Raw genomic sequence first — 26,017 nt, forward strand, 5'->3', positions numbered from 1 at the left:
GCATTCCTTGGCGCGGAGGTCACGGCGTACGGTCCCGTTGATCTGCGCGGGCACCCCGACGAGCCGCAGATTCGCGGCGGGCAATGTGGCGGACAAACAAAATACCCCGGACCGGAATTGACGGCCGGGGTATTTCTCTGCGTATATTGATTGTTTCCGTGTCTGCCCATCATGAAGCGCACGGGGAAGTTGAATAAGGGCATTCTATCGCGTCAGGAGCTGAATTGTCAACCGAGGAAATGCGGCAGGAGCAGCAATTCGTTTCCTCCGCCCACGAGCGGCTCGACCAGCTCCGGGCGGAGGCCGAGGCTGCCATGCGCGCAACGATCGCGCAGGTCAGCACCGGGCGGCAGGCGCGTGTGGAGAGGGATGTCGGAGTGGCGGAGTACTCCGCGTCTCTCACCGCGCTGAATGCGGCCGACTCCGGACTCTGTTTCGGCCGCATCGACGGGCGGGACGGCGTCACCCATCACATCGGGCGCACCGGAATCCGCAAGGACGACGCGGAACGCACGCCCCTGCTCATCGACTGGCGGGCTCCCGTGGCGCGCCCGTTCTACCTCGCGACCGGTTACGAACCGCTGGGACTTCGCAGGCGCAGGCACATCACCACGGAGGGCCGCACCGTCACCGCCCTGCACGACGAACTCATGGATCTCCATGACGCCACCCGCACCGGGTACGAGTCGCACGACGCCGACGAGGTGTTGCTCGCCGCGCTGAACAGCGCCCGCACCGGCCGGATGGCCGACATCGTCTCGACGATCCAGGCCGAGCAGGACCACATCATTCGTGCACCGCAGCGCGGTGTCCTCGTCGTCGAAGGCGGACCGGGCACCGGTAAGACGGCCGTCGCGCTGCACCGGGCCGCGTACCTGCTGTACGCGTACCGGGAACAGCTCGCCAAGCGAGCGGTGCTGATCGTCGGCCCCAACCCCGCCTTCCTGGGATACATCGGTGAGGTGCTGCCTTCGCTCGGCGAGACCGGAGTGCTCCTGTCCACGGTCGGCGAACTGTTCCCCGGCGTGCACGCCACCGGCGCGGACAGCCCGGCTGCCGCTGCCGTCAAGGGCCGTGCGGACATGGCCGACGTGCTCGCCGAGGCCGTACGGGACCGGCAGCGGGTGCCCGAGAAGGACGCTCCCGTCGTCATCGAGCACGACGACGGGGACCTCGTCCTCGACTGGGACATGGCCGTCGAAGCGCGCCACAAGGCACGCGAGACCGGGTTGCCGCACAACCTCGCCCGGCCCACGTTCGTCTTCCGGATCATCGACGACCTCACCACCCAGCTCGCCGACCGCATCGGGGCCGACCCTTACGGCGGGCCCAATTTCCTCGGCCCCGACGACATCGCCCAACTCGGCAAGGGCATCGCTGCGAGTGCCGAGGTGCACGCCGCCGTCGCGGAGCTCTGGCCGCCGCTCACCCCTCAGCAGTTCCTCGGCGACTACCTCGCGGACCCCACCCATCTGCCCGCTGACGAAGCGGAGTTGATCCGCCGGGAGGGCGGGCCGTGGACCCCTGCCGACGTGCCCCTGCTCGACGAGGCCGCCGAACTGCTCGGCGAGGACAACTCCGCGGCGCTCGCCGCCGCCGAGGCCGAACGCGCCCGGCAGATCGCCTACGCCCAAGGCGTCCTCGACGTTTCGTACGCCTCCCGCACCTACGAGTTCGAGGACAAGGAGGACGTCGACGCGGACGCGTCCGAGGTGCTCGCCGCGCACGACGTCATCGATGCCGAGCGCATGGCCGAGCGGCACGAGGAGGCCGATCACCGCACCGCCGCCGAGCGCGCCGCCGCCGACCGCACCTGGGCCTTCGGGCACATCATCGTCGACGAGGCGCAGGAACTGTCGGCCATGGCATGGCGACTGCTGATGCGCCGCTGCCCGACCCGGTCGATGACCCTGGTCGGCGACCCCGCGCAGACGGGGGACCCGGCGGGGAGCGATTCCTGGCAGCAGATCCTCGGTCCCTACGTCCAGGACCGCTGGGGACTGGCGCGGCTCCGCGTCAACTACCGCACGCCAGCCGAGATCATGGACTACGCGGCGGAGCAGCGCCGGAGCACCGATCCCGACTTCGAACCGCCGCGTTCCATCCGGTCCACGGGTGCACTTCCCTGGCGGCGCACCGTTCCGCTCTCCGAGGTGGCGGCACTGGCGGCTGCCGAGGCGCCCCGGGAAGGCAGGCTGGCGGTGATTGCCCCGCGCGCGCTGCACCCCGAGCTCACGGGTCTCGCGGACGACGGACCGCTGGACCTCTCCCGGTCCGTCGTCCTGCTCGACCCGCGCCAGGCCAAGGGCCTGGAGTTCGACACCGTCCTGGTCGTCGCGCCCGAGCGGATGCTCTCGAACGACCTCTACGTGGCGCTGACCCGTGCCACCCAGCGACTCGGTGTGATCACGCCGGCTTCAGCCACACCGTTGCCAGCGGCGGCAGGGTGAGCTGGAGGCTCGTGCGGTGACCGTGGGCGGTGACGGACTCGGGCTTCAGCGGGTCCGCGTTGACCACGTCACCACCGCCGTACCGTGCCGCGTCCGTGTTCAGGACCTCCGTCCACGCGTGCACGGACGGCGGCACGCCCAGTCGGTACTCGTGGCGTACCACCGGGGAGAAGTTCGAGACGGCCAGCAGCGGGGCGCCGTGCGCGTCGAAGCGCAGGAACGCGAAGACGTTGTCGTCCGCGGCACCGCCGTCGATCCAGGCGAACCCCTCGGGGACGGTGTCCCGCTGCCACAGCGCGGGCGTCGCCGCGTACACCGTGTTGAGATCGCGCACCAGGTCCCGGACGCCCCGGTGGTCCGGCTCGGCGTCGTACGACGGGTCGAGCAGCCACCAGTCGGGGCCGTGACCCTCGGACCACTCCGCACCCTGGGCGAACTCCTGCCCCATGAAGAGCAGTTGCTTGCCCGGATGGGCCCACATGAAGCCGAGGTACGCGCGGTGGTTGGCGCGCTGTTGCCACCAGTCGCCCGGCATCTTCGACACCAGGGCCCGTTTGCCGTGCACCACCTCGTCGTGCGAGATCGGCAGTACGTAGTTCTCGCTGTAGGCGTACACCATCGAGAACGTCATCTCGTTGTGGTGGAACTTGCGGTGCACCGGTTCGTGCTCCACGTAGCAGAGCGAGTCGTGCATCCAGCCCATGTTCCACTTGAGCCCGAAACCGAGTCCGCCGAAGCCACCGTGCCCCACGTGGTGGGTGGCCCGGGTCACCCCGTCCCAGGCGGTGGACTCCTCGGCGATCGTGACGACGCCGGGGCAGCGGCGGTACACGGTGGCGTTCATCTCCTGGAGGAACGACACGGCGTCCAGGTTCTCCCGTCCGCCGTGCTCGTTCGGGGTCCAGTCGCCGTGCTCGCGCGAGTAGTCGAGGTAGAGCATCGAGGCCACGGCATCCACCCGTAGCCCGTCGATGTGGAACTCCTGGCACCAGTAGACCGCGTTGGCGACGAGGAAGTTGCGGACCTCCTTGCGGCCGTAGTCGAATTCCAGGGTGCCCCAGTCCGGGTGCGACGCCCGGGCCGGGTCCGAGTGCTCGTACAACGGGCGTCCGTCGAACTCCGCCAGTGCCCAGTCGTCCCTGGGGAAGTGCGCGGGGACCCAGTCGACGAGGACACCGATGCCGGCGCGGTGCAGCGAGTCGACCAGGAAGCGGAAGTCGTCCGGGGTGCCCATCCGGGCCGTCGGAGCGTAGAAGCCGGTGACCTGGTAGCCCCAGGAGCCCCCGAAGGGGTGTTCCGCCACCGGCATCAGCTCCACGTGCGTGAAACCCAAGTCACGTACGTATGAGGGGAGTTGGTCGGCAAGCTGTCGATAGGTGAGCCCGGGGCGCCACGACGGAAGATGGACTTCGTAGACGGAGAACGGCGCCTCGTGGACCGGGCGGTCGCCGCGGTGCGTCATCCATGCGTCGTCCCGCCACACGTGGTGGGCCTCGGTGACGATCGACGCGTTCGCCGGAGGGACCTCGGTGCGCCGGGCCAGCGGGTCGGCGCGCACCGTGCGAGAACCGTCCGGACGGGTGATCTCGAACTTGTAGAGCGCGCCCTCCCCGATGCCGGGCACGAACAGCTCCCACACGCCCGACGAGCCCAGGGAGCGCAGCGCGTAGGCCGTTCCGTCCCAGTAGTTGAAGTCGCCGACGACCCGGACGCCCCGGGCGTTCGGTGCCCAGACGGTGAAGCGGGTGCCGGTGACGCCCTGGTGGGTCATGAGCCGGGCGCCGAGCGCTTGCCACAGCTCCTCGTGCCTGCCCTCGCCGATCAGGTGGACGTCGAGTTCGCCGAGTGCCGGGAGGAAGCGGTAGGGGTCCGCGAACTCGATGGTGCTGTCCTCGTAAGCCACCTGCAGTGCGTACTCCGGAACCTTGCGCATCGGCAGCAGCCCGGAGAAGAAACCGTCCCCGTCGTCGTGCAACTCGGCTCGCAGCCCCTTCGCCAGCACGGTCACCGACCGCGCGTGCGGACGCAGCACGCGGATGACCACGCCGCCCCGGACCAAGTGCCCACCCAGCCGGGAGTGCGGATCGTGGTGCGAGCCGGCGAGCAGCCGCTCGCGGTCCGCGTCGTCGAGCGGCGCACCCGGGCGTACGCCGTGACTGGCCCCGGCGTCCTTCCTGGGCGCGGCCGTCCCTGTGCGTGCCGCTGTACCCCGGGCGTGCGGTGGCGGGGCGTCGGCGGCTGCCGCGGATTCCCTGGCAGTCCCGGCGCGGGGCGCCTGTCGGTCGTCTGGTGGCTGGGCTGACGGGGTGCGGGGGGTCACGGGGGCGGCCTCCTCGGTGCGGGTGTCGGCAGTGTGGTCGAACGTCAGGGGACTCGGGGCGTGCGGGGGAGCGGCCGGGGTGATGCGTTTCGGCACGGGGACGTCAGGACACCGGGCCGGCCAACCGTTCGATGGCCGACATCGGGACGGGCAGCCAGTCCGGCCGGTGCCGCGCTTCGTACACGACCTCGTACACCGCCTTGTCGGTCTCGTAGGCCCGCAGCAGTTCCGGCTGGCTGCGCGGATCCGCGCCCGCTGCGTCGGCGTAGCCCTCGCAGTACGCCGCTCGGCAGCGTGCCGCCCAGGCCGGGTTCCACGGGCGGTGGGAGCGGGCCGCGTAGTCGAAGGAGCGCAGTATCCCCGCGATGTCACGTACCGGGGGCTGCACCCGGCGGCGCTCGTCCAGCGGCCGGGCGGGTTCGCCCTCGAAATCGATGACCGACCAGCCGCCGTCGGGGGTGCGCAGGGTCTGGCCGAGGTGCAGGTCGCCGTGGATGCGTTGGGCGCGTCCGTCGCCGTTGGAGGCGGCGCCGGAGATCGCGTCGAAGGCGGCGCGCAGCCCCCGCACGTACGGGAGCAAGGCGGGTACGGCACGCACCGCGGCGTCCAACCGCTCGTTCATCATCATGGACAGGTGTTCGGTCTGTGGTCGGCCGAGGGGCACCGTCGGCAGGGTGGCCGCGAGGGCCGTGTGCACTTCGGCGGTCGCCTGGCCCAGCGCCAGCGCCTCGGTGGTGAAGTCGTGCCCGGCGGCCAGCGCCTTCAGAGCCAGCTGCCAGCCGTCCTGCGAACCGCGCAGGTAGGGCTGGAGCACCCCGAGGGTGCACGACTCCGGCGTCTCGGACTCGAACCAGGCGACGGGGGCGGGTACCCGTGCACAGCCGGCGCCGGCGAGCGCGAGCGGGAGCTCCAGGTCCGGATTGACGCCCGGGTACACCCGCCGGAAGATCTTGAGAATGTACGCATCGCCGTACACCAGCGAGGAGTTGGACTGTTCGGCGTCCAGCACTCGGGAGGGCAGGCCGCCGAGCACGGGCTCCGCCCGGTCGAAACGGAGGGGGCCCATGCGGCCGGGGGAGCGCAGCCGCTCCAGCAGGAGCGCGCCGAGCCGGGGGTCGTGCAGCCCTTCGTAGACGGTCCTGCCCGCGAGCGGTCCGCCGGTCGGGCGCCCGATCAGCGCGGACGCCAGGTACGGCGGCAGTGCCGTGCGGACGCCGAGCAGCAGCTGGTAGCAGTTCCCGCTGTGTCCGGCATCGCGCAGTCCCGCCGTGGCCCTGACGTGTCCGGATTTCCCTGCAGGCCCCTTCCCCGCGGTTGGCGCCGACGGCTGGACGCGGACGATCAGGTGCAGCAGACCGGGGCCGGCCGAGTCGGCCGGCAGCAGCTCGGTCGCCGAGACCAGGGAGAAGCCGGCGATCGGGCGCCCTTTGCCGGCGAACCAACGCTGCCGGGGCAGCCATTCGTGCAGCAGCGGTGACAGCGAAGGAAGCAGGGCGACGGGGGTCCGGGTGGATGCAGCCTCCGACATGGCATCGCGTCCTTTCCCCGGGCACACCACAGGATGCGAAGGATGTCCCGGATTGCGGTCAATATAGCTGTCCGGGCTGTGCGTGGGGGTCCCCCCGCCGGAGGCAGGGGGAGTGTCGGGTGAGGATGGTCCGTACGGACTCGATATGAGGGGGAGCGTGCCCCGTGCGGGGCGATGCAACCGCCTCGCACGCGACATGGCATGTGCCGGCAACACAACCCGGCAGTGGTGTGACGGAGCGTCAGGCCTTGGGCCCCGCAGCTGCCGTCGACGAGCTCGCCGGGACGGCCGCTGCGTCCTGCGGCAGGGCTTCCTTCGGTACGGAGTCCTTGCGCAGCCGGAACCAGTAGAAACCGTGCCCGGCCAGCGTGAGCAGGTACGGCCACTCCCCGATCGCCGGGAACCGCACCCCGCCGATCAGCTCCACGGGGTGCCGCCCGTTGAACCGCCGGAGGTCCAGCTCCGTCGGCTGCGCGAACCGCGAGAAGTTGTTCACGCACAGCACCAGGTCATCCGTGCCGTCCGCGCCCGGGGGCGCCTCGCGCAGATAGGCCAGCACCGCCGGATTGGACGACGGCAGCTCCGTGTACGAGCCCAGTCCGAAGGCACGGTTCTGCTTGCGGATCTCGATCATCCGCCGGGTCCAGTGCAGCAGCGACGAGGGCGAGGCCATCGACGCCTCGACGTTGGTGACCTGGTAGCCGTAGACCGGGTCCATGATGGTCGGCAGGTACAGGCGCCCCGGGTCACACGACGAGAAGCCCGCGTTGCGGTCCGGCGTCCACTGCATCGGGGTGCGCACCGCGTCGCGGTCGCCCAGCCAGATGTTGTCGCCCATCCCGATCTCGTCGCCGTAGTACAGGATCGGGGAACCGGGCAGCGACAGGAGCAGGGCCGTGAACAGCTCGATCTGGTTGCGGTCGTTGTCCAGGAGCGGGGCGAGCCGCCGCCGGATGCCGATGTTGGCGCGCATCCGTGGGTCCTTGGCGTACTCCGCGTACATGTAGTCGCGCTCCTCGTCGGTGACCATCTCCAGGGTCAGCTCGTCGTGGTTGCGCAGGAAGATGCCCCACTGGCAGTTCTTCGGGATCTGCGGGGTCTTGGCGAGGACCTCGGAGACCGGGTACCGGGACTCCCTGCGCACCGCCATGAAGATCCGGGGCATCACCGGGAAGTGGAAGGCCATGTGGCACTCGTCTCCGCCACCGGCGAAGTCGCCGAAGTAGTCGACGACGTCCTCGGGCCACTGGTTGGCTTCAGCGAGCAGGACCGTGTCCGGGTAGTGGGCGTCGATCTCCTTGCGGACGCGCCTGAGGAACTCGTGGGTCGCCGGGAGGTTCTCGCAGTTGGTGCCCTCCTCCTGGTACAGGTAGGGCACGGCGTCCAGCCGGAACCCGTCGATGCCGAGGTCCAGCCAGAACCGCAGGGCGGAGACGATCTCCTCCTGCACCACCGGGTTCTCGTAGTTGAGGTCCGGCTGGTGGGAGAAGAAGCGGTGCCAGTAGTACTGCTTGCGGACCGGGTCGAAGGTCCAGTTCGAGGTCTCCGTGTCGACGAAGATGATCCGGGCGTCCTGGAACTGCTTGTCGTCGTCGGCCCAGATGTAGTAGTCCCCGTACGGGCCCTCCGGGTCCTTCCGGGACTCCTGGAACCACGGGTGCTGGTCGCTGGTGTGGTTCATGACGAAGTCGATGATCACCCGCATGCCACGCTGGTGGGCCGCGTCCACGAACTCGACGAAATCGGCGAGGTCGCCGAACTCGGGGAGCACCGAGGTGTAGTCGGCGACGTCGTAACCGCCGTCACGGAGCGGCGACTTGAAGAAGGGCGGAAGCCACAGGCAGTCCACGCCCAGCCATTGCAGGTAGTCCAGCTTGGCGGTGAGGCCCTTGAGGTCGCCCACCCCGTCGCCGTTGCTGTCCTGGAAGGACCGTACGAGCACTTCGTAGAAGACGGCGCGTTTGAACCAGTCGGGATCCCGGTCCTTCGCGGGGGTGTCCTCGAACGTGTCGTGGACGGGCTCGTTGACGATCATGATGTGGGTGACCCTCCGATCGGCGGGGACGGTCGCAGGACCACGATGTGCGCAGGCGTGACGCCCGGCTCGAGGCGCACGTAGGCGGCCCTGCCCCAGTGATAGGTCTCGCCGGTGAGCTCGTCGCGCACCGGTACGGTCTCGTGCCAGTCGAGGCCGAGCTCCGGCATGTCAAACGAGACCGTCGCCTCCTGGGTGTGGTGCGGATCGAGATTGACGACCACCAGAACGATGTTCGAACCGGAGCGCTTGCTGTACGCGATCACTGCGTCGTTGTCCGCGTGGTGGAAGTGCAGGTTGCGCAGCTGCTGCAGCGCCGGGTGGCGGCGGCGCGCCCGGTTGAGCGCGGTGATCAGCGGGGCGATGCTGTGCCCCTCGCGTTCCGCCGACTCCCAGTCCCGGGGCCGCAGTTGGTACTTCTCCGAGTCCAGGTACTCCTCGCTGCCCGGACGCAGCGGGGTGTTCTCGCACAACTCGTACCCGGCGTACACGCCCCAGCTGGGGGAGAGCGTTGCCGCGAGCACCGCACGCGCCTCGAAGGCCGGACGCCCGCCCTCCTGCAGATAGGCGTGCAGGATGTCCGGGGTGTTCACGAAGAAATTGGGGCGCATGTACGCCGCGGTGTCCTGCGCGAGCTCCGTCAGGTAGTCGGTGAGCTCCTGCTTCGTGTTGCGCCAGGTGAAGTACGTGTACGACTGCTGGAACCCTACGGCGGCGAGCGTACGCATCATCGCGGGGCGGGTGAACGCCTCCGCCAGGAAGACCACGTCGGGGTCGGTGCGGTTGACCTCACCGATGACCTTCTCCCAGAAGACCACCGGCTTGGTGTGCGGATTGTCCACGCGGAAGATCCGCACCCCGTGCCTCATCCAGTGGCGCAGCACGCGCAGCGTCTCCCGCACCAGCCCCCGCATGTCCTGGTCGAAGGCGATCGGATAGATGTCCTGGTACTTCTTCGGAGGGTTCTCGGCGTAGGCGACGGTCCCGTCGGCGCGGCGGCGGAACCACTCCGGATGCTTCGACACCCACGGGTGGTCGGGGGAGCACTGGAGCGCGAAGTCGAGCGCGACCTCCATGCGCAAGTCCCTGGCGCAGCGCACGAACTCGTCGAAGTCCTCCAGCGTGCCGAGGTCCGGGTGGATCGCGTCGTGGCCGCCTTCGGGCGAACCGATCGCCCACGGCACGCCCACGTCGTGCGGCCCCGCCTCCAGGGCGTTGTTGGGTCCCTTGCGGAAGGTCGTGCCGATCGGGTGCACGGGGGGCAGGTACACCACGTCGAAGCCCATCGCGGCGATGGCGGGAAGCCGCCGGGCCGCGGTCCTGAAGCTGCCGGAGACCGACCTGCCCCCCTCGACCACGGCGCCTTCGGAGCGCGGGAAGAACTCGTACCAGGAGCCGAAGAGCGCCCTCGGCCGCTCCACCAGCAGCGGTAGCGGGGGAGAGGCGGTGACCAGTTCGCGCAGCGGATGGCGGGCGAGCACGGCGGTCAGGTCCGGTGCGAGCGCGGCGGCCAGCCGTTCCGCCGGCGGCAGCGACGCGTCGCGCACCGCGTCCGCGGCGCGCAGCACCGTCTCCCGGCCGTCGTTCTTGGGCACGCCCCCGGCGGCGCGGTCGAGGAGCTCCGCGCCCTCGGCGAGTACCGGGTCCGTGTCGATGCCGGCCGGGACCTTGATGCTGGCGTGGTGGCGCCAGGTGGCCACCGGATCGCCCCAGGCCTCGACGCCGTACGTCCACTGCCCCTGGGCGTCCGGGGTCACCTCGGCGCCCCAGCGGTCCGTGCCGGGCGCCAGCTCCCGCATCGGGGTCCACGGGCCGGTCCTGCCGGAGGGGTCCCGCAGGACGACGTTGGCGGCGACGGCGTCGTGCCCCTCGCGGAAGACGGTGGCGGTGACCTGGAAGGTCTCGCCCACCACTGCTTTCGCGGGCCTTCTGCCGCAGTCGACGAGGGGGTGTACGTCCAGGACGGGAATGCGGCCAATCAGCGGGTTCACGGCATCACCTGAGGGCTGTGCGGGCACGACGGGAAGAACGAGCGGGGCTGCTTCACGGGGCGTGGGTGTTCTTTGTAACTGCTCCGTCGACGGCTGGCGGGCTGCGGGCATGGCCGCTCCTGTCCGCGTTCACTCGAATGGCAGGGTCGCGAGTGCGCTCCGGTGCGTACCGGTGGAGCCTTCCCACGCTCTTCTGGTACGCAATCCGGTGGTTCGTTAACTACTAGGGCGTAGGCGGACACACAAGAACCAGGCGCACCTTTGAGCCGTCCGGGGGCTCCCGGGGCCCGTTCCGCCCCTCCGGCGGCGGAACGGGAGATCCGTCCCCGTGTCCGCAGGGTCGGTCCGTGGAAGGCTGCTGCAGGGTGCGTCAGCCGGTCACCTGCAGCAGCCGGTTCGGGGAGCCGGGCCCGGCGTCGGCCACGTTGCCGCGGGCGGCCCGAGCCAGGGCGCGACCCACCTCGGCAGGGGTCGCCCGGGGATGCCCGGCGAGGTACAGCGCGGCCGCCCCCGCGGCGTGCGGGGCCGCCATCGACGTGCCGGAGAGGGTGCGTCGTGCTGTGTCCCCGGTGTGCCAGGCGGAGTCGATGCCGACACCCGGTGCGAACAGATCCACCGACGTACCCCAGTTGGACGACGCCGCGCGGGCACCCCGGGCGTCTGCCGCACCGACCGTGATCGCCTCCCGCACCCGCGCCGGGGAGAACAGCGCTGCGGGCCTCCCCTCGTTGCCCGCCGCAACGGTGTAGGTCACCCCTGAGGCGATGGAGTGGCGTACCGCCGCGTCCAGTTGGTGTCCCGCCCGTCCGCCCAGGCTCAGATTGGCGACGGCGGGTTTCCTCGCGTGCTCCGTCACCCAGTCGATCCCGGCGATCACCCGCGACGTCGTCCCGGTGCCCGTGTCGTCGAGCACCCGCACGGCGACGACGTCCGCCTGCCGGGCGACGCCGTTCGCACCGCCCGCGGCGATCGCCGCCACGTGCGTGCCGTGGCCGTTGCCGTCCTGCGCGATGGCGTCGCCGTCCACGAAGTCCCAGCCACTGCGGGCCCGGCCACCGAAGTCCCGGTGTGACGTGCGCACGCCCGTGTCGATGACGTACACGGTGGCCCCCCTGCCACCGCCGCGCGGCCCGGGCGGGGCGCCGGCGGGTCGGTCGGGCCCGGTCGGGAGCCCCCGAGGCCAGGAGGCAACGGGCGGGGTGCGGTCCAGGCGCACCGTTCCGTCCGGGACCACCGACGCGATCCGGGGGTCGGCGGCCAGGCGTGCGGCGGCCGTCGCGTCGGCCTGAACCGCGTAGCCGTTGAGCACTGCGCCGTAGGTGTGGCGAATTCTCGCCCCGTACGAGCGCGCGAGGTTCCTGCCCGCCACGGACGGGGCCCGTATCCCCGCGCCAGGCGCCAGCGTCACGATGTAGCTGCTCGTCCCGCGGCCCGCGCCGGTGGCGGCGGCCGCCGAGGGCAGTGGAGCGGCCCGGTCGGGCTGGGTGACGGTCGGGAGGACGGCCACCGCCGCCACGGCGGTCAGGATCACGGGCAGCCGTCGGGACAGTCGTCGCGAACGTCTCATGGGCGGCGTTCCTTTCCCTCCCTCAACTGCACGTGCCCCGCGGTCAGTCGGACGGTGTCCGACCGCGCACCCCGGACTCCCCGTAGGCGTTCGGACGCGGACAGCAGCCTCTCGCGCGGTTCCGTGTGCCACAAGACCGCCGAAGGGGGCGGAATCGGTCGCACCGCCGCTGTCCGGCGCTCGAGTGTCGCCCCGCCCGCCGGCGCCGCCCCCGTGCGCGTCCCGGGCGGTCGGCCGAAAGGAGGCACAGCACGATGCGCCCTCCTCGCGCCGTGGTTGTGAATCGTGCGGCGCCACTACCGTCGAGGGGTTGGGCGGACGCACACCGTTGTGCGTCCCCGGATGAACCTCACTTCGAAGGTGGAACCCGTGAAGGCCGTTCGTCGATTCACCGTCCGCCCCGTCCTCCCCGAACCCCTCGCCCCCCTCCACGACCTGGCGCACAACCTGCGCTGGTCCTGGCACCCGGCGACCCGGCAGCTGTTCCGCGACGCCGACCCGGCCGGATGGCGCACGGCCGACGGCGACCCCGTACGGCTGCTCGGCTCGGTGTCCGCACCGCGGCTCGCCGAGCTCGCCGCGGACCCCGGCTTCCTGGACCGCGTCGCGGACACCGCGCGCGACCTCGACGACTATCTGAGCGGTCCCCGCTGGTACCAGGAACAGAGCGGTGAGGGTGCCTCTCTGCCCACTGCCGTCGCGTACTTCTCGCCCGAGTTCGGTATCACGGCGGCCCTCCCGCAGTATTCGGGCGGCCTCGGCATACTCGCCGGAGACCACCTCAAGGCGGCGAGCGACCTCGGCGTCCCGCTGATCGGGGTCGGACTCCTCTACCGCCACGGCTACTTCCGCCAGTCCCTGTCGCGCGACGGCTGGCAGCAGGAGCACTACCCCGTCCTCGACCCCGACGAGCTGCCGCTCACCCTGCTGCGGGAGCCCGAGGGAACCCCCGCACGGATCGCCCTCGCCCTGCCGGGCGGCCGTTCGCTGCACGCCCGCGTCTGGCAGGCGCAGGTCGGGCGCGTCCCCTTGCTGCTCCTCGATTCGGACGTCGAGGAGAACGCCCCCGGGGAGCGGGACGTCACCGACCGGCTCTACGGCGGTGGCAGCGAGCACCGGCTGTTGCAGGAGATGCTGCTGGGCGTCGGAGGGGTGCGCGCAGTGCGCACCTACTGCCGGCTCAGCGGCCACCCCGAGCCCGAGGTCTTCCACACCAACGAGGGCCACGCCGGATTCCAGGGGCTCGAAAGGATCCGTGAACTCCTGCCGTACGGCCTGGACTTCGCCGCAGCCCTGGAAGCGGTGCGGGCGGGGACCGTGTTCACCACCCACACGCCCGTCCCGGCCGGGATCGACCGCTTCGACAGCCGTCTCGTCGCCGCCCACTTCGGTGAGGACGGGGAGTTGGCGGGGGTGGACCCCGACCGGGTGCTGGGGCTCGGTACGGAGTCCTACTCCGGTGGCGAGCCGGGCTTGTTCAACATGGCGGTGATGGGGCTGCGGCTGGCACAGCGCGCCAACGGCGTCTCCGCCTTGCACGGCGCCGTCAGCCGGCAGATGTTCGCGGGCCTGTGGCCGGGGCTCGACGTCCCGGAGGTCCCCATCACCTCCCTCACCAACGGGGTGCACGCCCCGACGTGGCTGGCGCCCGGGGTGCGCCCGCTGGACGCCGCCACCGCGTCGGACGCCGAACTGTGGGAATTGCGCAGGTCACTGCGTGAGCAACTGGTCGAGGAGGTGCGGCAACGGTTGTACGCGTCCTGGCGCCAGCGGGGAGCGGGCAGCACCGAGCTCGGCTGGATCGACGGGGCACTGGACCCGGGCGTCCTCACGATCGGCTTCGCCCGTCGCGTCCCTGCGTACAAACGGCTCACCCTGATGCTGCGCGACCGCGACCGGTTGGCGCGGCTGCTGCTCCATCCGAGCAGGCCGGTGCAGATCGTCGTCGCCGGCAAGGCGCACCCTGCGGACGACGGCGGCAAGCGGCTGGTCCAGGAACTGGTGCGGTTCGCGGACGATCCGAGGGTGCGTCACCGGATCGTCTTCCTCCCGGACTACGGCATGGACATGGCCCGCCGGCTCTACCCGGGCTGCGACGTCTGGCTCAACAACCCCCTCCGGCCGTTGGAGGCCTGCGGCACCAGCGGTATGAAGGCTGCGCTCAACGGCTGCCTCAACCTCTCGGTGCGTGACGGCTGGTGGGACGAGTGGTACGAACCGGATTTCGGCTGGGTCATCCCCACCGCCGACGGCTCCGCCGCGCGGGACGAGGACCGCCGGGACGAGCTGGAGGCCACCGCCCTGTACGCGTTGGTCGAGGAACGCGTCGCACCGCTCTTCTACGACCGTGGTGCGGGCGGGCTCCCCGGCCGTTGGATCGACATGGTCCGGCGCACGCTCACTGCGCTCGCCCCCAAGGTGCTGGCGGACCGGATGGTGCGCGAGTACGTGGACCGGCTCTACGCCCCGGCCGCCCGTTCCCACCGCACCCTGGCCCTCGACGTGGGCGCCGCCCGTGAGCTGGCGGCCTGGAAGGCCCGGGTACGTGCGGCCTGGCCGGGGGTCTGTGTCGGGCACGTCGAGGCGGGTACGGCCGAGGGGACGGCCGAGCTCGGTTCCACCCTCGCCCTGCGCGTCCGCATCGACCTCGGCGGACTGCGTTCCGAGGACGTGGAGGTGCAGGCCGTGGCGGGCCGCGTCGACGCCGACGACACCCTCGCCGACGCCCAGGCCTTCCCGCTGAAGCCGGTCGGTGGCGGACCCGACCCGTCGGGCTGCTGGACCTACGAAGGCCCACTCGCCCTCGACCGGACCGGGCCGTTCGGCTACACGGTGCGAGTGCTGCCCGCCCACCGCCTGCTGTCCTGCGGCACCGACATGGGGCTCGTCGCCCTGCCGGCTGAGGCCACCGGTGAGGGGGCGGGGGTCCTGATGCGCTGAGCGCCCGCATAGGCAGCGGTCACGCGGAACCGCCCGGGAGGACGTGGTCCTCCCGGGCGGTTCCTGTGCCCGTCAGGTGCGTGCGCCCGTGCTTACGGGAACGTCAGCTTGAAGCTGTTGATGTAGCCGGTGTCCCAGGCGGCCTGGTCCTGGACCTTGAGCTTCCAGGTGCCGTTGGCGACCTCGCTCGACGCGTTCACCGTGTAGGTCTCGACCACGTTGTCCGCCGAGTCGCTGCCGCTGAAGTTCTTCAGGCGGTACGCCGTGCCGTCCGGCGCGATCAGGTCGATGACCAGGTCACCGCGCCAGGTGTGGGTGATGTCGACGCCGACCTTCAGAGCGGAGGGGGCGTTGCCGGTCACACCGGTGACGTTCACGGAGGAGGTCACCGCGGCGCCGTTGTCCGGGATGTTCACCCGGTCGGAGTTCTCGAAGACCTTGCCTTCGCCGCCGCCGCCGGGGCGGGAGCCGACGTTGATGGCCGCCCAGGCGTCGGTCACCGACTTGACCTCGGGGCTGCTCGCCCCGTAGAGCTCCGTCGCCACGGCGATGGTGCCGGTGCGGGCGGCCGCGTAGTTGGTCGTCGAGTTGAACTTCGTGGTGAGGGCCTTGAACCAGATCAGCGAGGCCTTGTCACGGCCGATGCCGGTGACCGGCAGACCGTCCGACGTCGGCGAGTCGTAGTTCACGCCGTTGATGGTCTTGGCGCCGCTGCCCTCGGAGAGCAGGTAGTACCAGTGGTTCGCCGGGCCCGAGGAGTAGTGCACGTCGATGCCGCCGAGACCCGAGTACCAGGAGTCCTTGGACCTACTGTCCTTGCTCGGCTTGTCCATGTAGCGCAACGGGGTGCCGTTGCCGTTGATGTCGATCTTCTCGCCGACCAGGTAGTCGCCCTTGTCCTTGTCGTTGTCGGCGTAGAACTCGACGGCGGCGGCGAAGATGTCGGACGTCGCTTCGTTGAGACCGCCCGACTCACCGCTGTAGACGAGCTTCGCGGTGGCGGAGGTGACGCCGTGCGTCATCTCGTGCGCGGCCACGTCGATCGAGGTCAGGGGCTTGGAGTTGCCGGAGCCGTCACCGTAGGTCATGCAGAAGCAACTGTCGGACCAGAAGGCGTTGACGTAGTTGTTGCCGTAGTGGACCCGCGAGTACGCGCCGACACCGTCGCCCTTGATACCGCTGCGACCCTGCACGTTCTTGTAGTAGTCCCAGGTGAGCGCCGCACCGTAGTGTGCGTCCGCGCCGGCCGTCTCGGCGTTCCCCGGCGTCCCGTCACCCCAGATGTCGTCGGAGCCGGAGAACAGCGTGCCGGTGCCCGATGAGCCGTGGTTGAGGTTGTACGTCTTGTGGTTGCCGCGGCCGGTGTCGGTCAGGGTGTACGACGGTGCCGTCCCGAGGGTGACCTGGCCGCTGTACTGCGTGTTGCCGGTGCCCTCGTTGATCGCCTGCCACTCGTAGAGCTTCTTGCCGTTGCTGGCGTCGGTGACGACGTGCATCTCGTTCGGAGTGCCGTCGTGCTGGAAGCCGCCGACGACGGTCTCGTACGCCAGGACCGGGGTGCCCTCGGCCATCCAGACGACCTTGCGCGGCGCGCGGTCGGCAGTGGCCTTCTTCGAGCCCTCGGTGCGCGCGGCGGCCACGGCCTGCTTCTCGGCGACGGCCGGTGCGACGTCGGCCGTGGTGTCGACGTTCTTCAGCGAGGCGCGGGACGCCTTGGTGACGGACTCGGTCCTCCCGGTCTTCGTCTCGGCGACGACGAGGTCACCGCCGAGGACGGGCAGGCCCGCATAGGTTCGCTCGTAGCGGGTGTGCGTGGTGCCGTCCTGGTCCTTGACGACATCGCGCACGACCAGCTTCTCCTGGGCCCCGAGGCCGAGTTCGGCTGCGGTCGCCGCCTTGGTGGCGTTGGCCTCGCGCAGGAGTTCGGCACGCTGGGCGGGGCTTAGCTTCGCGGGCAGGGCGCCGGGGTTGGCCGCGAGGGCGGCCTGCTGCTTCGGGGCGGCCGGGGATTCCGGGGCTGCGGCGGCGGTGCCGGACTGGATTCCGACGGCCAGGAGGGCTGCGGCGGCGAGCAGTGCGCCGGTCGCGGACGCGCGACGGCTGGGCGTGGGTCTCACGCGGACTCCTTCTGCGAGGGGGGTAACGGGTGGCTGGGTGGGCCACCCGGCAGAGCTGCGGAGCATGTAGTGCGTGGAATGTTGGAAGAGTGGCAGGAGAAGTCCTCTCCTGTCAGGAGCGCGTCAAAAGATTGGCCGGAAACCGTTCGTTCCCCGAAACGTCATGTTCGTTAAACGGACGTTTCGTCGACCGTTGCCGCGGCGCCGCCCGGCGGGTCTGCCAGGTCGAATGCGACGCGCGTGCCGGGATTGTGTGCGAAGCCGGCCCCTGCGGGGAGGGGGGTGGGCGGAGGGTACGCGCCATGCGTCGCGGCAACCTCGCTGCCTGGCCCGTTCTGGGGCGTCTGCTCGTCGTCGGGCCCGGCGGCGCCCGCCCCGCCGTGACCTCGTGGCCGTCGGCGGCGCTGTGGGTGGGGCGGGGTCGGGTGCCCCTGCTGCTGATCGGCAGCTCCCCCGTCGGCCGGGTGGGTGCCACGGGCAGGGGGACGGGTCGTCCCGCCCGCCCTGACAACGCCGCGCGCTACCCCTGCTCCCTCTGTTGGCGTGAAATAGACCGCTGTTGGCCGGACGTCCTCCGTGGCGGACCGCCGTTCCCGCGCCGCGCCCATAGCCGGGCTCGGCGGTCGGGTGGGGAATCCGGCTCGGGAGGAGCGTTCTGCACCCGCCTGTAGGCGGGTGGTGGGATGGGGCGAGGGGGGGCTCGGCGGGTCGAATGGGACGCGTGGCGGGCTCGGTGAACGGGCTTCGTGGCCCCCCGCGTTGCCCGCGGGCTTCAGGTGCGGTGGGTTTCTGCCGATGTCCCGGGTGTCGCGGGAACCTCGCTTTTCGTCCCGCACCCCGCCGCGCGCCCCTGACCACTCCGTACCGGAAGTCGACCGCCACTAACGGAGTACAACAAAACCGCACGTCAGAGCGGCACCACTACTGCATGTACGGAAAAAGCGGAATCTCGACTGTTACAGAAGACCCGCCCCCTGGACGCCCCACACCAAGGGTGTGCAGCCCGCGCGTGCGAGGAGCCCGCAACCGCTTGTCGTTGACCGCTCAACGGGTCGATGTAGCCGACAGCGACCCTCCGACGACACTCCCACCCGATAGATGACCGATACAGGAGACAGTTACCGAGATGTCCGCATTCTGTAATGCCGATGGATTCGCCCCACCACCACACCCCGACACCGACCACAGTGTGGGTCCTCGGCACCAGCCGGGAAACGACCGCCCACCACGCCCCAACCAAGGCCACGGGCACGTCCCTTGAGAGGCACCCACATGACCGCAAACAGCATCACCCGCCGCCTCACCGCCGCCGTCCTCGCCTCCGGCGCCCTCCTCGCCGCCACCGCACTGCCCGCCACCGCCCACGACCGCCACGGCCACGGCCACGACCGCCACGACAACCACCGCGCCACCGTCACCATCGGCCGGGTCCAGTACGACAGCCCCGGACGCGACGACTTCTCCAACCGCAGCCTCAACGCCGAATGGATCGAAGTCCGCAACCTCAGCCGCCACAACGTCAACCTCCGCGGCTACACCCTCAGCGACAACGACGGCAACCGCTACCGCTTCCGCAACCTCCACCTCAAGGGCCGCTCCAGCGTCCGCGTCCACACCGGATTCGGCCGCGACACCCGCACCGACGTCTACCAGAACCTCCGCACCTACGTCTGGGACAACCACCGCGACACCGCCACCCTCCGCAACGACCACGGCCGCACCATCGACACCAAGTCCTGGGGCCGCAACCGCGGACACCACCACCGCTGACCCCACCCCACCGCAACACCCCGCCACCCCCGACCCCTGCGCCGTACCACCCCGTACGCCGCAGGGGCTCCGGCACCCCAAGACCGGGACCACGGTCCAGCCGACGGGGGCCGACGCCGCCACGCGCAGCCGGTCGCAGGCGGGTTCCCGCGCCCCGGGCGCAAGCGCTTAACTCGTGCATACGGCCAGGTGGCGGGGCTGTTCCAGTCATTCGGCGGGGGCGGTTCCGGACATCTGCCGGATGGTTGTCGCACCCGGCTTCCCGGACCCTGGGACGTATGACGCCCGCTCTGCGGGCAGGCCGTCCCGCCTCGAGCGGGACAGCCGTCCGGGCCCGTCGCCCCGACGGTCCGAAGGAACCCTACCCGCCGGTAGTGGCTTCGCGTCCGTTTCAGCGGTCCGACCCCATCCGGCACCCTGCCGGGCGCTAAGGAGGTCAGCACGATGACGGTGAGCCTGATGTTCCTGTGTGCGACCGGGGACGCCACCCGGCACGGGGCCTTCGGTGACGGCCCGCTGAGCGAGCGCGGCCTCCGGGAAACAGGGGGCGCGGGAGCAGCGCTGCCTCCGTACACCATGGCCATCCGGGCGCCGTCGACCCGCTGTGCGCAGACCGCCGTCGCGCTCGGCCTCGGGTCGGTCGTCGAGCCGCTGCTGCGCGACATCGACTACGGGACGTGGCGCGGCCGGCGCGTCGACGACGTCGCCGCCACCGATCCGCACGGCTTCTCCGCCTGGCTCACGGACCCCGACGCGGTACCCCACGGAGGCGAGTCGGTGCGCCAGCTCTGCCGCCGTACCGCGCACTGGCTGAGCAGCCTCCCGCCCGACACGGGCCACATGCTCGTCATCACCGAGGCCGCCGTGGTGCGTGCTTCCCTCGTCCACGCCTTGTCCGCGCCCGTCAGGACCTTCTGGCACCTCGACGTGCCGCCCCTGTCCGTGGTGTCCCTCACCCTGCACGGTGGTTCCTGGAACGTCCGGCTCGGCCCTTCGCTCTCCGAGAGGGCCGGCAACAACACGGCGGCGGGGATCCAGCCGCTCGTGTACGTCCGTGCCGGACGGAACACCCGAGCGGGTGTGCGGCGGCGGGAAGGCCACCCGGAACTGCTCGGCGACCGATCCTGACCGCAGTCCGGTCCGGGGACGGCCGGTTCCACCCGGGCCGGTAGCCCTCCCGCGGCTGGCGCGGGTCGGATTTGCGGACCTACGATCGCGCGGGTTGGTTCGCGATCAGAAGGGTGCTGTCGGCGGGGCGGAAGCCGAGGCGTGCGTATATGCGTGCAACGACGTCTTCTGCATAGGCGAGGAAGATGGTGTTCACCCCGTGGTCGCGAGCGTGGTTGACCAGCGCGGTGGTGACGGCTGCCGCCAGGCCCCGGCGGCGGGCGGTGGGGAGGGTGCCGATGCCGCCGATCTCGGTGGTGCCGTGCGCTGGGTGGTAGTGGCCGACGGCCAGCGGGGTACCGTCAGAGCCAATCGCAGCGATGATCGTCTTGTGCCCGGCGCTGATCGTGGGGCGGACCGATGTCAAGCTACGTATCTGGGCACAGCGCGGGAAGGGTGGTCAGCTGTCCCGGAGCAGGCGCGCCGCGAGTGCGGGGGACAGACGGTGAAGGGCCACCAGGGCGCGGATCTTGCCCACGTGGACGACGGGGCGGTTGCGGTCGAGGCCGTCCAGCAGTTCCCTGGCGGCCTGTTCCGGGCTGATCTTGCCGCTGCCCCGGTCGGCCGTCATGGCTGTGTCCACCAGGGGCAGCATGGCCTCCGTCACCCGGATACCGCGTTCGTCGTCGGCGAGCTGGTAGCGCAGGGCGGTGGTGTAGCTGCGCAGTGCGGCCTTGGTGGCGCAGTACAGGGGTGCGCTGCGCTTGGGTGTCAGGGCCAGGGCCGAGGTGATGTTCACGATGGCGCTGCCGGGCAGCATCAGCGGCAGGACCAGTGCGGTGAGCTTGACCGGGCCGGTCAGATTCGTACCGATCTCCGTGTCCATGTCGCGCAGCATGTCGTCACGGTCGTGCTCGGCGACTCGATAACCGAACTGCACAGCCGCGTTGTTGACCAGCAGTCGGATGCCTCCTCGCGCGCGCAGCTCTGCCGCCAGGGAGGCGATGTCACTCTCCACCGTGAGGTCGCACCGCAGGGCCTCGATGCCCGGTACGGCGTCGACTGCTGCCACGCGGGTCCGGTCCCGCCCGCAGACGACGACCTGCTCACCCTGATGGGCGAGCCGGCGCGCCAGGGCCAGTCCCACGCCCGCGGTGCCGCCAGTGATCACAGTCAGTCCTGCCGGCACGGCTGAACCTCCTTCGTCGATTTAAATTACGGAGCAGTACTGTAATCTATTTCTCCTCGATTCGGTGAGATCCCGTGAAGGAGAAGAAGCGCCATGACGTACATCGTGATGAACATGCTGCGGTTCCAGCCCGCCTGGCTCCGGCTCGAGCGTGCGGAACGCGCCGCCGTCTGGGAGACGGTCAAGGCACTGGCCGTCCGCACCGAGGGGATCAGGCTGCGCTGGTTCGACGCGGAGGCATTCTGCGCCGAGTACAGCGACATCCTGTTCGTGGAGACCGAGGACCTCTCCGCCTACTACATGTTCTGGGAAGCGGTCCGGGACACCGACCTGTTCTCCGTGCCGTATGTGGAGGTGAGGCAGGTCGCGATGGGGATCGAGGACGGATTCGCCGCGTACGACAGGTCCGTCGCCGCTCGCGGGCCGGTGGTGGCCGGTGGCTGAGCGGACGTCCGCGCCGGGCCGCCCGCGCAGCAGCGAAGCCTCGGGGCGCATCCTGCGAGCGACTGTCGAACTGCTGGCGGAGGGCGGGGCGGCCGGGGTGTCGGTCGACGCGGTGGCCGCCCGCGCGGGCGTTTCCCGGCCCACGGTCTACCGACGGTGGAAGGACCGTACGGAGCTGATCGCGGCCGCGGTCCGGGAGGCTTTCGCCCAGGCCAACCCCGAAGCCCCCGACACCGCTGACCCGCTGGCGGATCTCGTGACCGTGCTGTCCAACACGATCCGGCTTCTCACCGGCACACCGCTGGGGCGGGTCATCGCCGGACTGGTCAGTGAACTGCCCCGATCGCCGGAGCTCGCCGCCGCTCTGCGCGAGGTGGAGCGGGAGCGGCGAGAGATCCTGCACGAGGTGCTGCGACGCGCCGAGGAACAGGGGCGGCTGCGCCTGACGGACGTGGGCCTGGCCATCGAAGTCCTGCTCGGTCCGGTCTACCTCAGACTGCTCGTTACCGGTGACCCCGTCCCATCCGATCTCGCCGCGGAACTCGCCGCGCTCGTGGTCGCACCCACCGGTTCCGGGCCACTGCCCGAAAGGCCGCAAGAGATCGAGAACGACGGCCACGAACCGTAGCGAATGCGCACCGAGCCCTGAGGTTGCGCATTCATTGCGCAACCTCAGCCGCCATTGCACCGAATCGCGGATCCTGGATTGCGGGGCCTCAGACCAGGCTCTCCCGCCAGGCCCGGTGCAGGTCCGCGAACCGCCCCGTGCCGCCGGTGAGTTCACCGGGCGACCCGTCCTCCACGATCCTGCCGTGCTCCATCACCAGAACCCGATCGGCGATCTCCACCGTCGACAGCCGGTGCGCGATCACCACTGCCGTACGCCCACGCAGCACCGTGTCCATGGCACGCTGCACCGCCTGCTCGCCCGGGACGTCGAGGGAACTCGTCGCCTCGTCGAGGATCAGCACCGCCGGGTCGGCAAGCAGCGCCCGCGCGAAGCCGACGAGCTGCCGCTGACCCGCCGAGATCCGGCCACCGCGCTTGCGCACGTCGGTGTCGTAGCCATCGGGCAGGCCGCAGATGAAGTCGTGGGCGCCGATGGCCTTCGCGGCCCGTTCGATCTCCTCACGGGTCGCGTCGGGGCGCCCGAGGGAGATGTTCTCCGCAACCGTCCCGGAGAACAGAAACGCCTCCTGCGTCACCATGACCACGCCGCGCCGCAGTTCGGGAGTGGCCAGCTCGCGCAGGTCGACACCGTCGAGGAGGACCCGTCCCTCCGTCGGGTCGTAGAAACGGGCCAGCAGCTTCGCGAGGGTGGACTTGCCCGCGCCCGTCGTGCCGACGACCGCGACGGTCTGTCCGGCCGGGATCGTCAGCCCGAAGCGGGGCAGCACCTCGCCGCCGGTGCGGTACGCGAACCGCACGTCCTCGAAGACCACGTCCCGGCCGGGACCGGTCGTCGCCGGCCGGGCCGGCAGCTCGACCGGGTGCACCGGCTCCGGCACGGACGGCGCCTGGGTCAGTAGACCAGCGATCTTCTCCAGGGACGCGCCCGCCGACTGGTAGGAGTTGAGGAACATGCCGAGCCGGTCGATCGGGTCGTACAACCGCCGCACGTACAGCGCCGCGGCGGCGAGCACACCGAGCGCCAGCGTCCCCTCGGCGACCCGATAGGCACCCCACAGCACCATCCCCGCGACTGCGGTGTTGGCCACCAGCCGGGAACCGACGACGTACCGGGCCATCTCCAGCATGCCGTCGCCGTTGCTGCGGGCGTGCCGGTCGTTCAGCTCCCGGAAGCGCTCGTCGTTCGCGCGCTCACGGCGGAACGCCCGCACCGGCCGGATCCCGTTCATCGTCTCCGTGAACTTCACGATGACCGCCGCGATGGCCGTGGACCGCTCCGCGAAGACGGCGGCAGCACGCCGGCGGTAGAGCCGGACGAGCAGGTACAGCGGAACGAAGCTGAGCACTGCAACGGTGCCGATACCGAGGTCGAGCCAGAGCAGCAGCGCCGAGATGTAGACGAAGGCGAGGACGACGCCGATGAGTTCCTGGAGGCCCTCTCCGAGCAGTTCCCGCAGGGACTCGACGTCCGTGGTGGACCGGGAGATCAACCGTCCCGAGGTGTACCGCTCGTGGAAGTCCACGCTGAGTGCCTGGGCGTGCCGGAAGATCCTGCCGCGCAGATCGAGGAGGACGTCCTGGCTGACCTGCGCGGAGGTCCGGATGAAACCGTACTGGAAGAGGCCCGACGCGAGCGCGCACACGGCGTACGCCACCCCGACCGCCACCAGCGGCCCCTGGGCGTCGCGCCGTAAGGCCGGCACTGCGGTGTCGATGGCGTACGCGACGAGCAGCGGCCCGGCTTGGGCCGCTGCCTGCTGCAACAACAGCAGCAGCGCGCTGAGCACGACCAGTGTGCGCCGCGGCGCGAGCAGGGAGCGCAGAAGTGCTCCCGTGGAACCCTCCGGAGTGGGCAGGGCATCGCGGTCGAACGGGTCGAGCCCCGAGTCGGCACGCGCGCCCGCGACCTCGTCGGCGTCCGGTGCTGACGGGGTGGTCGTCGACGACGTCATCGGGCGCGCTCCTCGGTGTTGCCGCCCGACATCAGCCAGGCGTACTCGGCGTGGTCCCGCAGGAGTTCACGGTGGGTGCCGACGGCTGCGATGCGCCCCCGGGACAGCAGTGCCACGCGGTCGGCGAGCATCACCGTCGAGGGCCGGTGCGCCACGACGAGGGCGGTCGTGTCCCGCAGGACGCGCCGCAGTGCCGCCTCCACCAGGGCCTCGGTGTGGACGTCGAGCGCCGACAGGGGGTCGTCGAGCACGAGGAAGCGCGGCTTCCCCACCACTGCGCGGGCGAGTGCGAGGCGTTGCCGCTGGCCGCCGGAGAGGCTCAGGCCCTGTTCCCCGACCTGTGTGTGGACGCCCTGCGGCAGCGCGTCCACGAAACCGGCCTGCGCCACGTGCAGCGCGTGCCGGAGCTCCCCGGTCCCCGTCGTCCCGGCGCCCATCAGGACGTTCTCGCCCACGCTCGCCGAGAAGAGGGTCGGCTCCTCGAAGGCCATGGACACGAGTCCGCGCAGCTCCGTGCGCGGCATCGCCGCGATGTCCCGGCCGTCGAGCGTGATCCGCCCGCCGGTCACGTCGTACAGTCGCGGCACGAGCGCGGTGAGCGTGGTCTTCCCGGATCCGGTCGCGCCGACCAGGGCCATCGTTTCGCCGGGTCTGACGTGCAGGTCGATCAGCTCCAGTACGGCAGGCGAGCCGGGACCGGCGTCCGGGTAGCGGAATTCGACGGCGTCGAAGACCAGTCCCTCGGCGGGGTGACGGTCCCGGCCGTGATGGCCTCCCCTCGACTCCGGCCCGGGTCCCGACTCCGGCCCTGGTCCCGACTCTGGCCCGGATCCCGCGGTACCCCGCGGGGGACGGTCGCCCCCCTCGCCCTCGTCGTCCGCCTCGGTGCCGTGGGGGGTGTCCGATTCCTCGGGGGCGTCGAGGACCTCGAAGTACCGGTCCGTCGCCGTTGCCGCCTCCTGGCTCAACGCGACGAGGAAACCGATCGAGTCGACCGGCCACCGCAGGGCGAGCGCCGTCGACAGGAACGCGACCAGCGTGCCCGCCGAGAGTTCGCCGTCGGCGACCTGGAGGGTGCCGAGAACCAGCGCCGCACCGATCGCCAGCTCGGGAATGATCATGATGAATGCCCAGATGCCTCCCAGGAGCCGGGCCTTGACCAGCTCCGTGCCCCGCAGCCGCTCGGCCAGCGCACGGAAGGCGGCGGCCTGACTGCGGTGCCGGCCGAAGCCCTTGACGATGCGGATGCCGAGGACGCTCTCCTCGACGACCGTCGTCAGATCCCCGACCTGGTCCTGGGCCGTGCGCGCGACGGCCGAGTACCGCGTCTCGAAGAGTGCGAGCAGGACCACCAGCGGTGCTACGGGGAGGAGCAGGACCAGTCCGAGCGACCATTCCTGGACCAGCAGGATCACCGCTCCCACCAGAATCGTCACCGCGTTGACCAGCAGGAAGGTCAAGGGGAACGCCAGGAACATCCGCAGCAGCATCAGGTCCGACGTGCCGCGCGACAGCAACTGCCCGGACGCCCAGCGGTCGTGGAAGGCCACCGGCATCCGCTGGAGGCGGCCGAACAGGTCGGCACGCATGGCCGCTTCGACCCCCGCCAGCGGCCGCGCCACCAGCCAGCGGCGCACTCCGAAGAGCGCCGCCTCCGCTATCCCGAGCAGCAGCAGGTACAACGCGCCCAGCCACACCCCGCCCGCGTCCCGCTCCGCCACCGGGCCGTCCACGAGCCACTTGAGGACGAGCGGGATCACCAGGCCGAGGCAGGACGCGGTGACCGCCACGGCGGCCGCAGTGCACAGCCGGGCCCGCACCGGCCGTACGTAGGGCCACAGCCGCAGCAGCGAACGTACGGCGGACCGCCCCTCGGAGCGTGCTTCTGTTGTCGACATCAGGCGCGAGCCTACGGTTCGCCACTGACACCGCCCACTGAGTTTTTCCGGGGCGGACGACCGTACGACGCAGTTCCGC

16 protein-coding genes are annotated in these 26,017 nt (G+C 70.7%); 6 read left to right on the forward strand and 10 right to left on the reverse strand.

The window, feature by feature from the left end:
* The first annotated feature begins 239 nt into the window (after positions 1 to 239).
* Positions 240 to 2,450: a HelD family protein gene (locus tag ACFXOM_RS13370; protein WP_384938861.1), complete on the forward strand. Its 2,211-nt coding sequence runs from the start codon at positions 240 to 242 to the stop codon at positions 2,448 to 2,450.
* Here ACFXOM_RS13370 and glgB read toward each other — a convergent pair.
* The 5 genes from glgB to ACFXOM_RS13395 form a co-directional block, all read right to left on the reverse strand.
* The gene (glgB, locus tag ACFXOM_RS13375; RefSeq protein WP_384938859.1) at positions 2,407 to 4,854 is read right to left on the reverse strand and encodes a 1,4-alpha-glucan branching enzyme; all 2,448 of its coding nucleotides are present in this window, start codon (positions 4,852 to 4,854) and stop codon (positions 2,407 to 2,409) included. The two genes, ACFXOM_RS13370 and glgB, sit on opposite strands and share 44 nt — an antisense overlap.
* Positions 4,855 to 4,873: 19 nt before the next feature.
* Positions 4,874 to 6,298 (reverse strand): maltokinase, encoded by a 1,425-nt coding sequence (locus tag ACFXOM_RS13380; protein ID WP_384938664.1) that lies wholly within the window; start codon positions 6,296 to 6,298, stop codon positions 4,874 to 4,876.
* 241 nt (positions 6,299 to 6,539) lie between these two features.
* Positions 6,540 to 8,333: a maltose alpha-D-glucosyltransferase gene (gene treS, locus ACFXOM_RS13385; protein ID WP_384938663.1), complete on the reverse strand. Its 1,794-nt coding sequence runs from the start codon at positions 8,331 to 8,333 to the stop codon at positions 6,540 to 6,542.
* Positions 8,330 to 10,315: a maltotransferase domain-containing protein gene (locus tag ACFXOM_RS13390; protein ID WP_384938858.1), complete on the reverse strand. Its 1,986-nt coding sequence runs from the start codon at positions 10,313 to 10,315 to the stop codon at positions 8,330 to 8,332. The genes treS and ACFXOM_RS13390 overlap by 4 nt, the downstream gene beginning before the upstream one ends.
* 379 nt (positions 10,316 to 10,694) lie before the next feature.
* Positions 10,695 to 11,891: a S8 family peptidase gene (locus ACFXOM_RS13395; RefSeq protein ID WP_384946928.1), complete on the reverse strand. Its 1,197-nt coding sequence runs from the start codon at positions 11,889 to 11,891 to the stop codon at positions 10,695 to 10,697.
* A 369-nt stretch (positions 11,892 to 12,260) separates the two neighbouring features.
* On the opposite strand from ACFXOM_RS13395, the gene glgP reads away from it, so the two are divergent.
* Complete coding sequence (gene glgP / locus ACFXOM_RS13400; RefSeq protein ID WP_384946931.1) at positions 12,261 to 14,831, forward strand: alpha-glucan family phosphorylase; 2,571 nt, start codon at positions 12,261 to 12,263, stop codon at positions 14,829 to 14,831.
* 92 nt (positions 14,832 to 14,923) lie between these two features.
* Here the strand turns inward: glgP and ACFXOM_RS13405 are convergent, their stop codons facing one another.
* Positions 14,924 to 16,948, reverse strand: coding sequence for a M4 family metallopeptidase (locus tag ACFXOM_RS13405; RefSeq protein ID WP_384946933.1), 2,025 nt, complete (start codon positions 16,946 to 16,948; stop codon positions 14,924 to 14,926).
* A gap of 1,272 nt (positions 16,949 to 18,220) precedes the next feature.
* Between ACFXOM_RS13405 and ACFXOM_RS13410 the strand changes: the two genes are divergently transcribed.
* Together ACFXOM_RS13410 and ACFXOM_RS13415 are read left to right on the forward strand one after the other, a co-directional pair.
* Positions 18,221 to 18,718 carry a lamin tail domain-containing protein gene (locus ACFXOM_RS13410; protein WP_384949417.1) on the forward strand — a complete coding sequence of 166 codons (498 nt, stop codon included), beginning with the start codon at positions 18,221 to 18,223 and terminating at the stop codon, positions 18,716 to 18,718.
* A 444-nt stretch (positions 18,719 to 19,162) separates the two neighbouring features.
* The gene (locus ACFXOM_RS13415; RefSeq protein ID WP_384942457.1) at positions 19,163 to 19,846 is read left to right on the forward strand and encodes a histidine phosphatase family protein; all 684 of its coding nucleotides are present in this window, start codon (positions 19,163 to 19,165) and stop codon (positions 19,844 to 19,846) included.
* Between the two features lie 79 nt (positions 19,847 to 19,925).
* Here ACFXOM_RS13415 and ACFXOM_RS13420 read toward each other — a convergent pair whose 3' ends face one another.
* Both ACFXOM_RS13420 and ACFXOM_RS13425 read right to left on the reverse strand, forming a co-directional pair.
* The gene (locus ACFXOM_RS13420; RefSeq protein ID WP_384949195.1) at positions 19,926 to 20,252 is read right to left on the reverse strand and encodes a GNAT family N-acetyltransferase; all 327 of its coding nucleotides are present in this window, start codon (positions 20,250 to 20,252) and stop codon (positions 19,926 to 19,928) included.
* A gap of 33 nt (positions 20,253 to 20,285) precedes the next feature.
* Positions 20,286 to 21,014, reverse strand: coding sequence for an SDR family NAD(P)-dependent oxidoreductase (locus ACFXOM_RS13425; RefSeq protein ID WP_384942460.1), 729 nt, complete (start codon positions 21,012 to 21,014; stop codon positions 20,286 to 20,288).
* Positions 21,015 to 21,107: 93 nt separating this feature from the next.
* On the opposite strand from ACFXOM_RS13425, the gene ACFXOM_RS13430 reads away from it, so the two are divergent.
* Positions 21,108 to 21,458, forward strand: coding sequence for a darcynin family protein (locus tag ACFXOM_RS13430; RefSeq protein WP_384949192.1), 351 nt, complete (start codon positions 21,108 to 21,110; stop codon positions 21,456 to 21,458).
* Positions 21,451 to 22,086: a TetR/AcrR family transcriptional regulator gene (locus tag ACFXOM_RS13435; protein WP_384949191.1), complete on the forward strand. Its 636-nt coding sequence runs from the start codon at positions 21,451 to 21,453 to the stop codon at positions 22,084 to 22,086. Before ACFXOM_RS13430 ends, ACFXOM_RS13435 begins: the two co-directional genes overlap by 8 nt.
* Before the next feature lie 88 nt (positions 22,087 to 22,174).
* Here the strand turns inward: ACFXOM_RS13435 and ACFXOM_RS13440 are convergent, their stop codons facing one another.
* On the reverse strand, positions 22,175 to 24,040 hold the full coding sequence (locus ACFXOM_RS13440; protein ID WP_385037947.1) for an ABC transporter ATP-binding protein: 1,866 nt from the start codon (positions 24,038 to 24,040) through the stop codon (positions 22,175 to 22,177).
* Positions 24,037 to 25,938: an ABC transporter ATP-binding protein gene (locus tag ACFXOM_RS13445; protein WP_384942468.1), complete on the reverse strand. Its 1,902-nt coding sequence runs from the start codon at positions 25,936 to 25,938 to the stop codon at positions 24,037 to 24,039. The genes ACFXOM_RS13440 and ACFXOM_RS13445 overlap by 4 nt, the downstream gene beginning before the upstream one ends.
* Between the last annotated feature and the right edge of the window lie 79 nt (positions 25,939 to 26,017).

Source organism: Streptomyces sp. NPDC059169 (genome assembly GCF_042755225.1).
Classification (GTDB): Bacteria; Actinomycetota; Actinomycetes; order Streptomycetales; family Streptomycetaceae; genus Streptomyces.

What these genes read in the sequence shown, in the direction of transcription:
- ACFXOM_RS13370 (WP_384938861.1), top strand. Translation starts at nt 240, where the DNA reads ATGCGGCAGGAGCAGCAATTCGTTTCCTCCGCCCACGAGCGGCTCGAC.
- ACFXOM_RS13380 (WP_384938664.1), bottom strand. Translation starts at nt 6,298, where the DNA reads ATGTCGGAGGCTGCATCCACCCGGACCCCCGTCGCCCTGCTTCCTTCG.
- treS (WP_384938663.1), bottom strand. Translation starts at nt 8,333, where the DNA reads ATGATCGTCAACGAGCCCGTCCACGACACGTTCGAGGACACCCCCGCG.
- ACFXOM_RS13395 (WP_384946928.1), bottom strand. Translation starts at nt 11,891, where the DNA reads ATGAGACGTTCGCGACGACTGTCCCGACGGCTGCCCGTGATCCTGACC.
- ACFXOM_RS13410 (WP_384949417.1), top strand. Translation starts at nt 18,221, where the DNA reads ATGACCGCAAACAGCATCACCCGCCGCCTCACCGCCGCCGTCCTCGCC.
- ACFXOM_RS13415 (WP_384942457.1), top strand. Translation starts at nt 19,163, where the DNA reads ATGACGGTGAGCCTGATGTTCCTGTGTGCGACCGGGGACGCCACCCGG.
- ACFXOM_RS13430 (WP_384949192.1), top strand. Translation starts at nt 21,108, where the DNA reads ATGACGTACATCGTGATGAACATGCTGCGGTTCCAGCCCGCCTGGCTC.
- ACFXOM_RS13440 (WP_385037947.1), bottom strand. Translation starts at nt 24,040, where the DNA reads ATGACGTCGTCGACGACCACCCCGTCAGCACCGGACGCCGACGAGGTC.
- ACFXOM_RS13445 (WP_384942468.1), bottom strand. Translation starts at nt 25,938, where the DNA reads ATGTCGACAACAGAAGCACGCTCCGAGGGGCGGTCCGCCGTACGTTCG.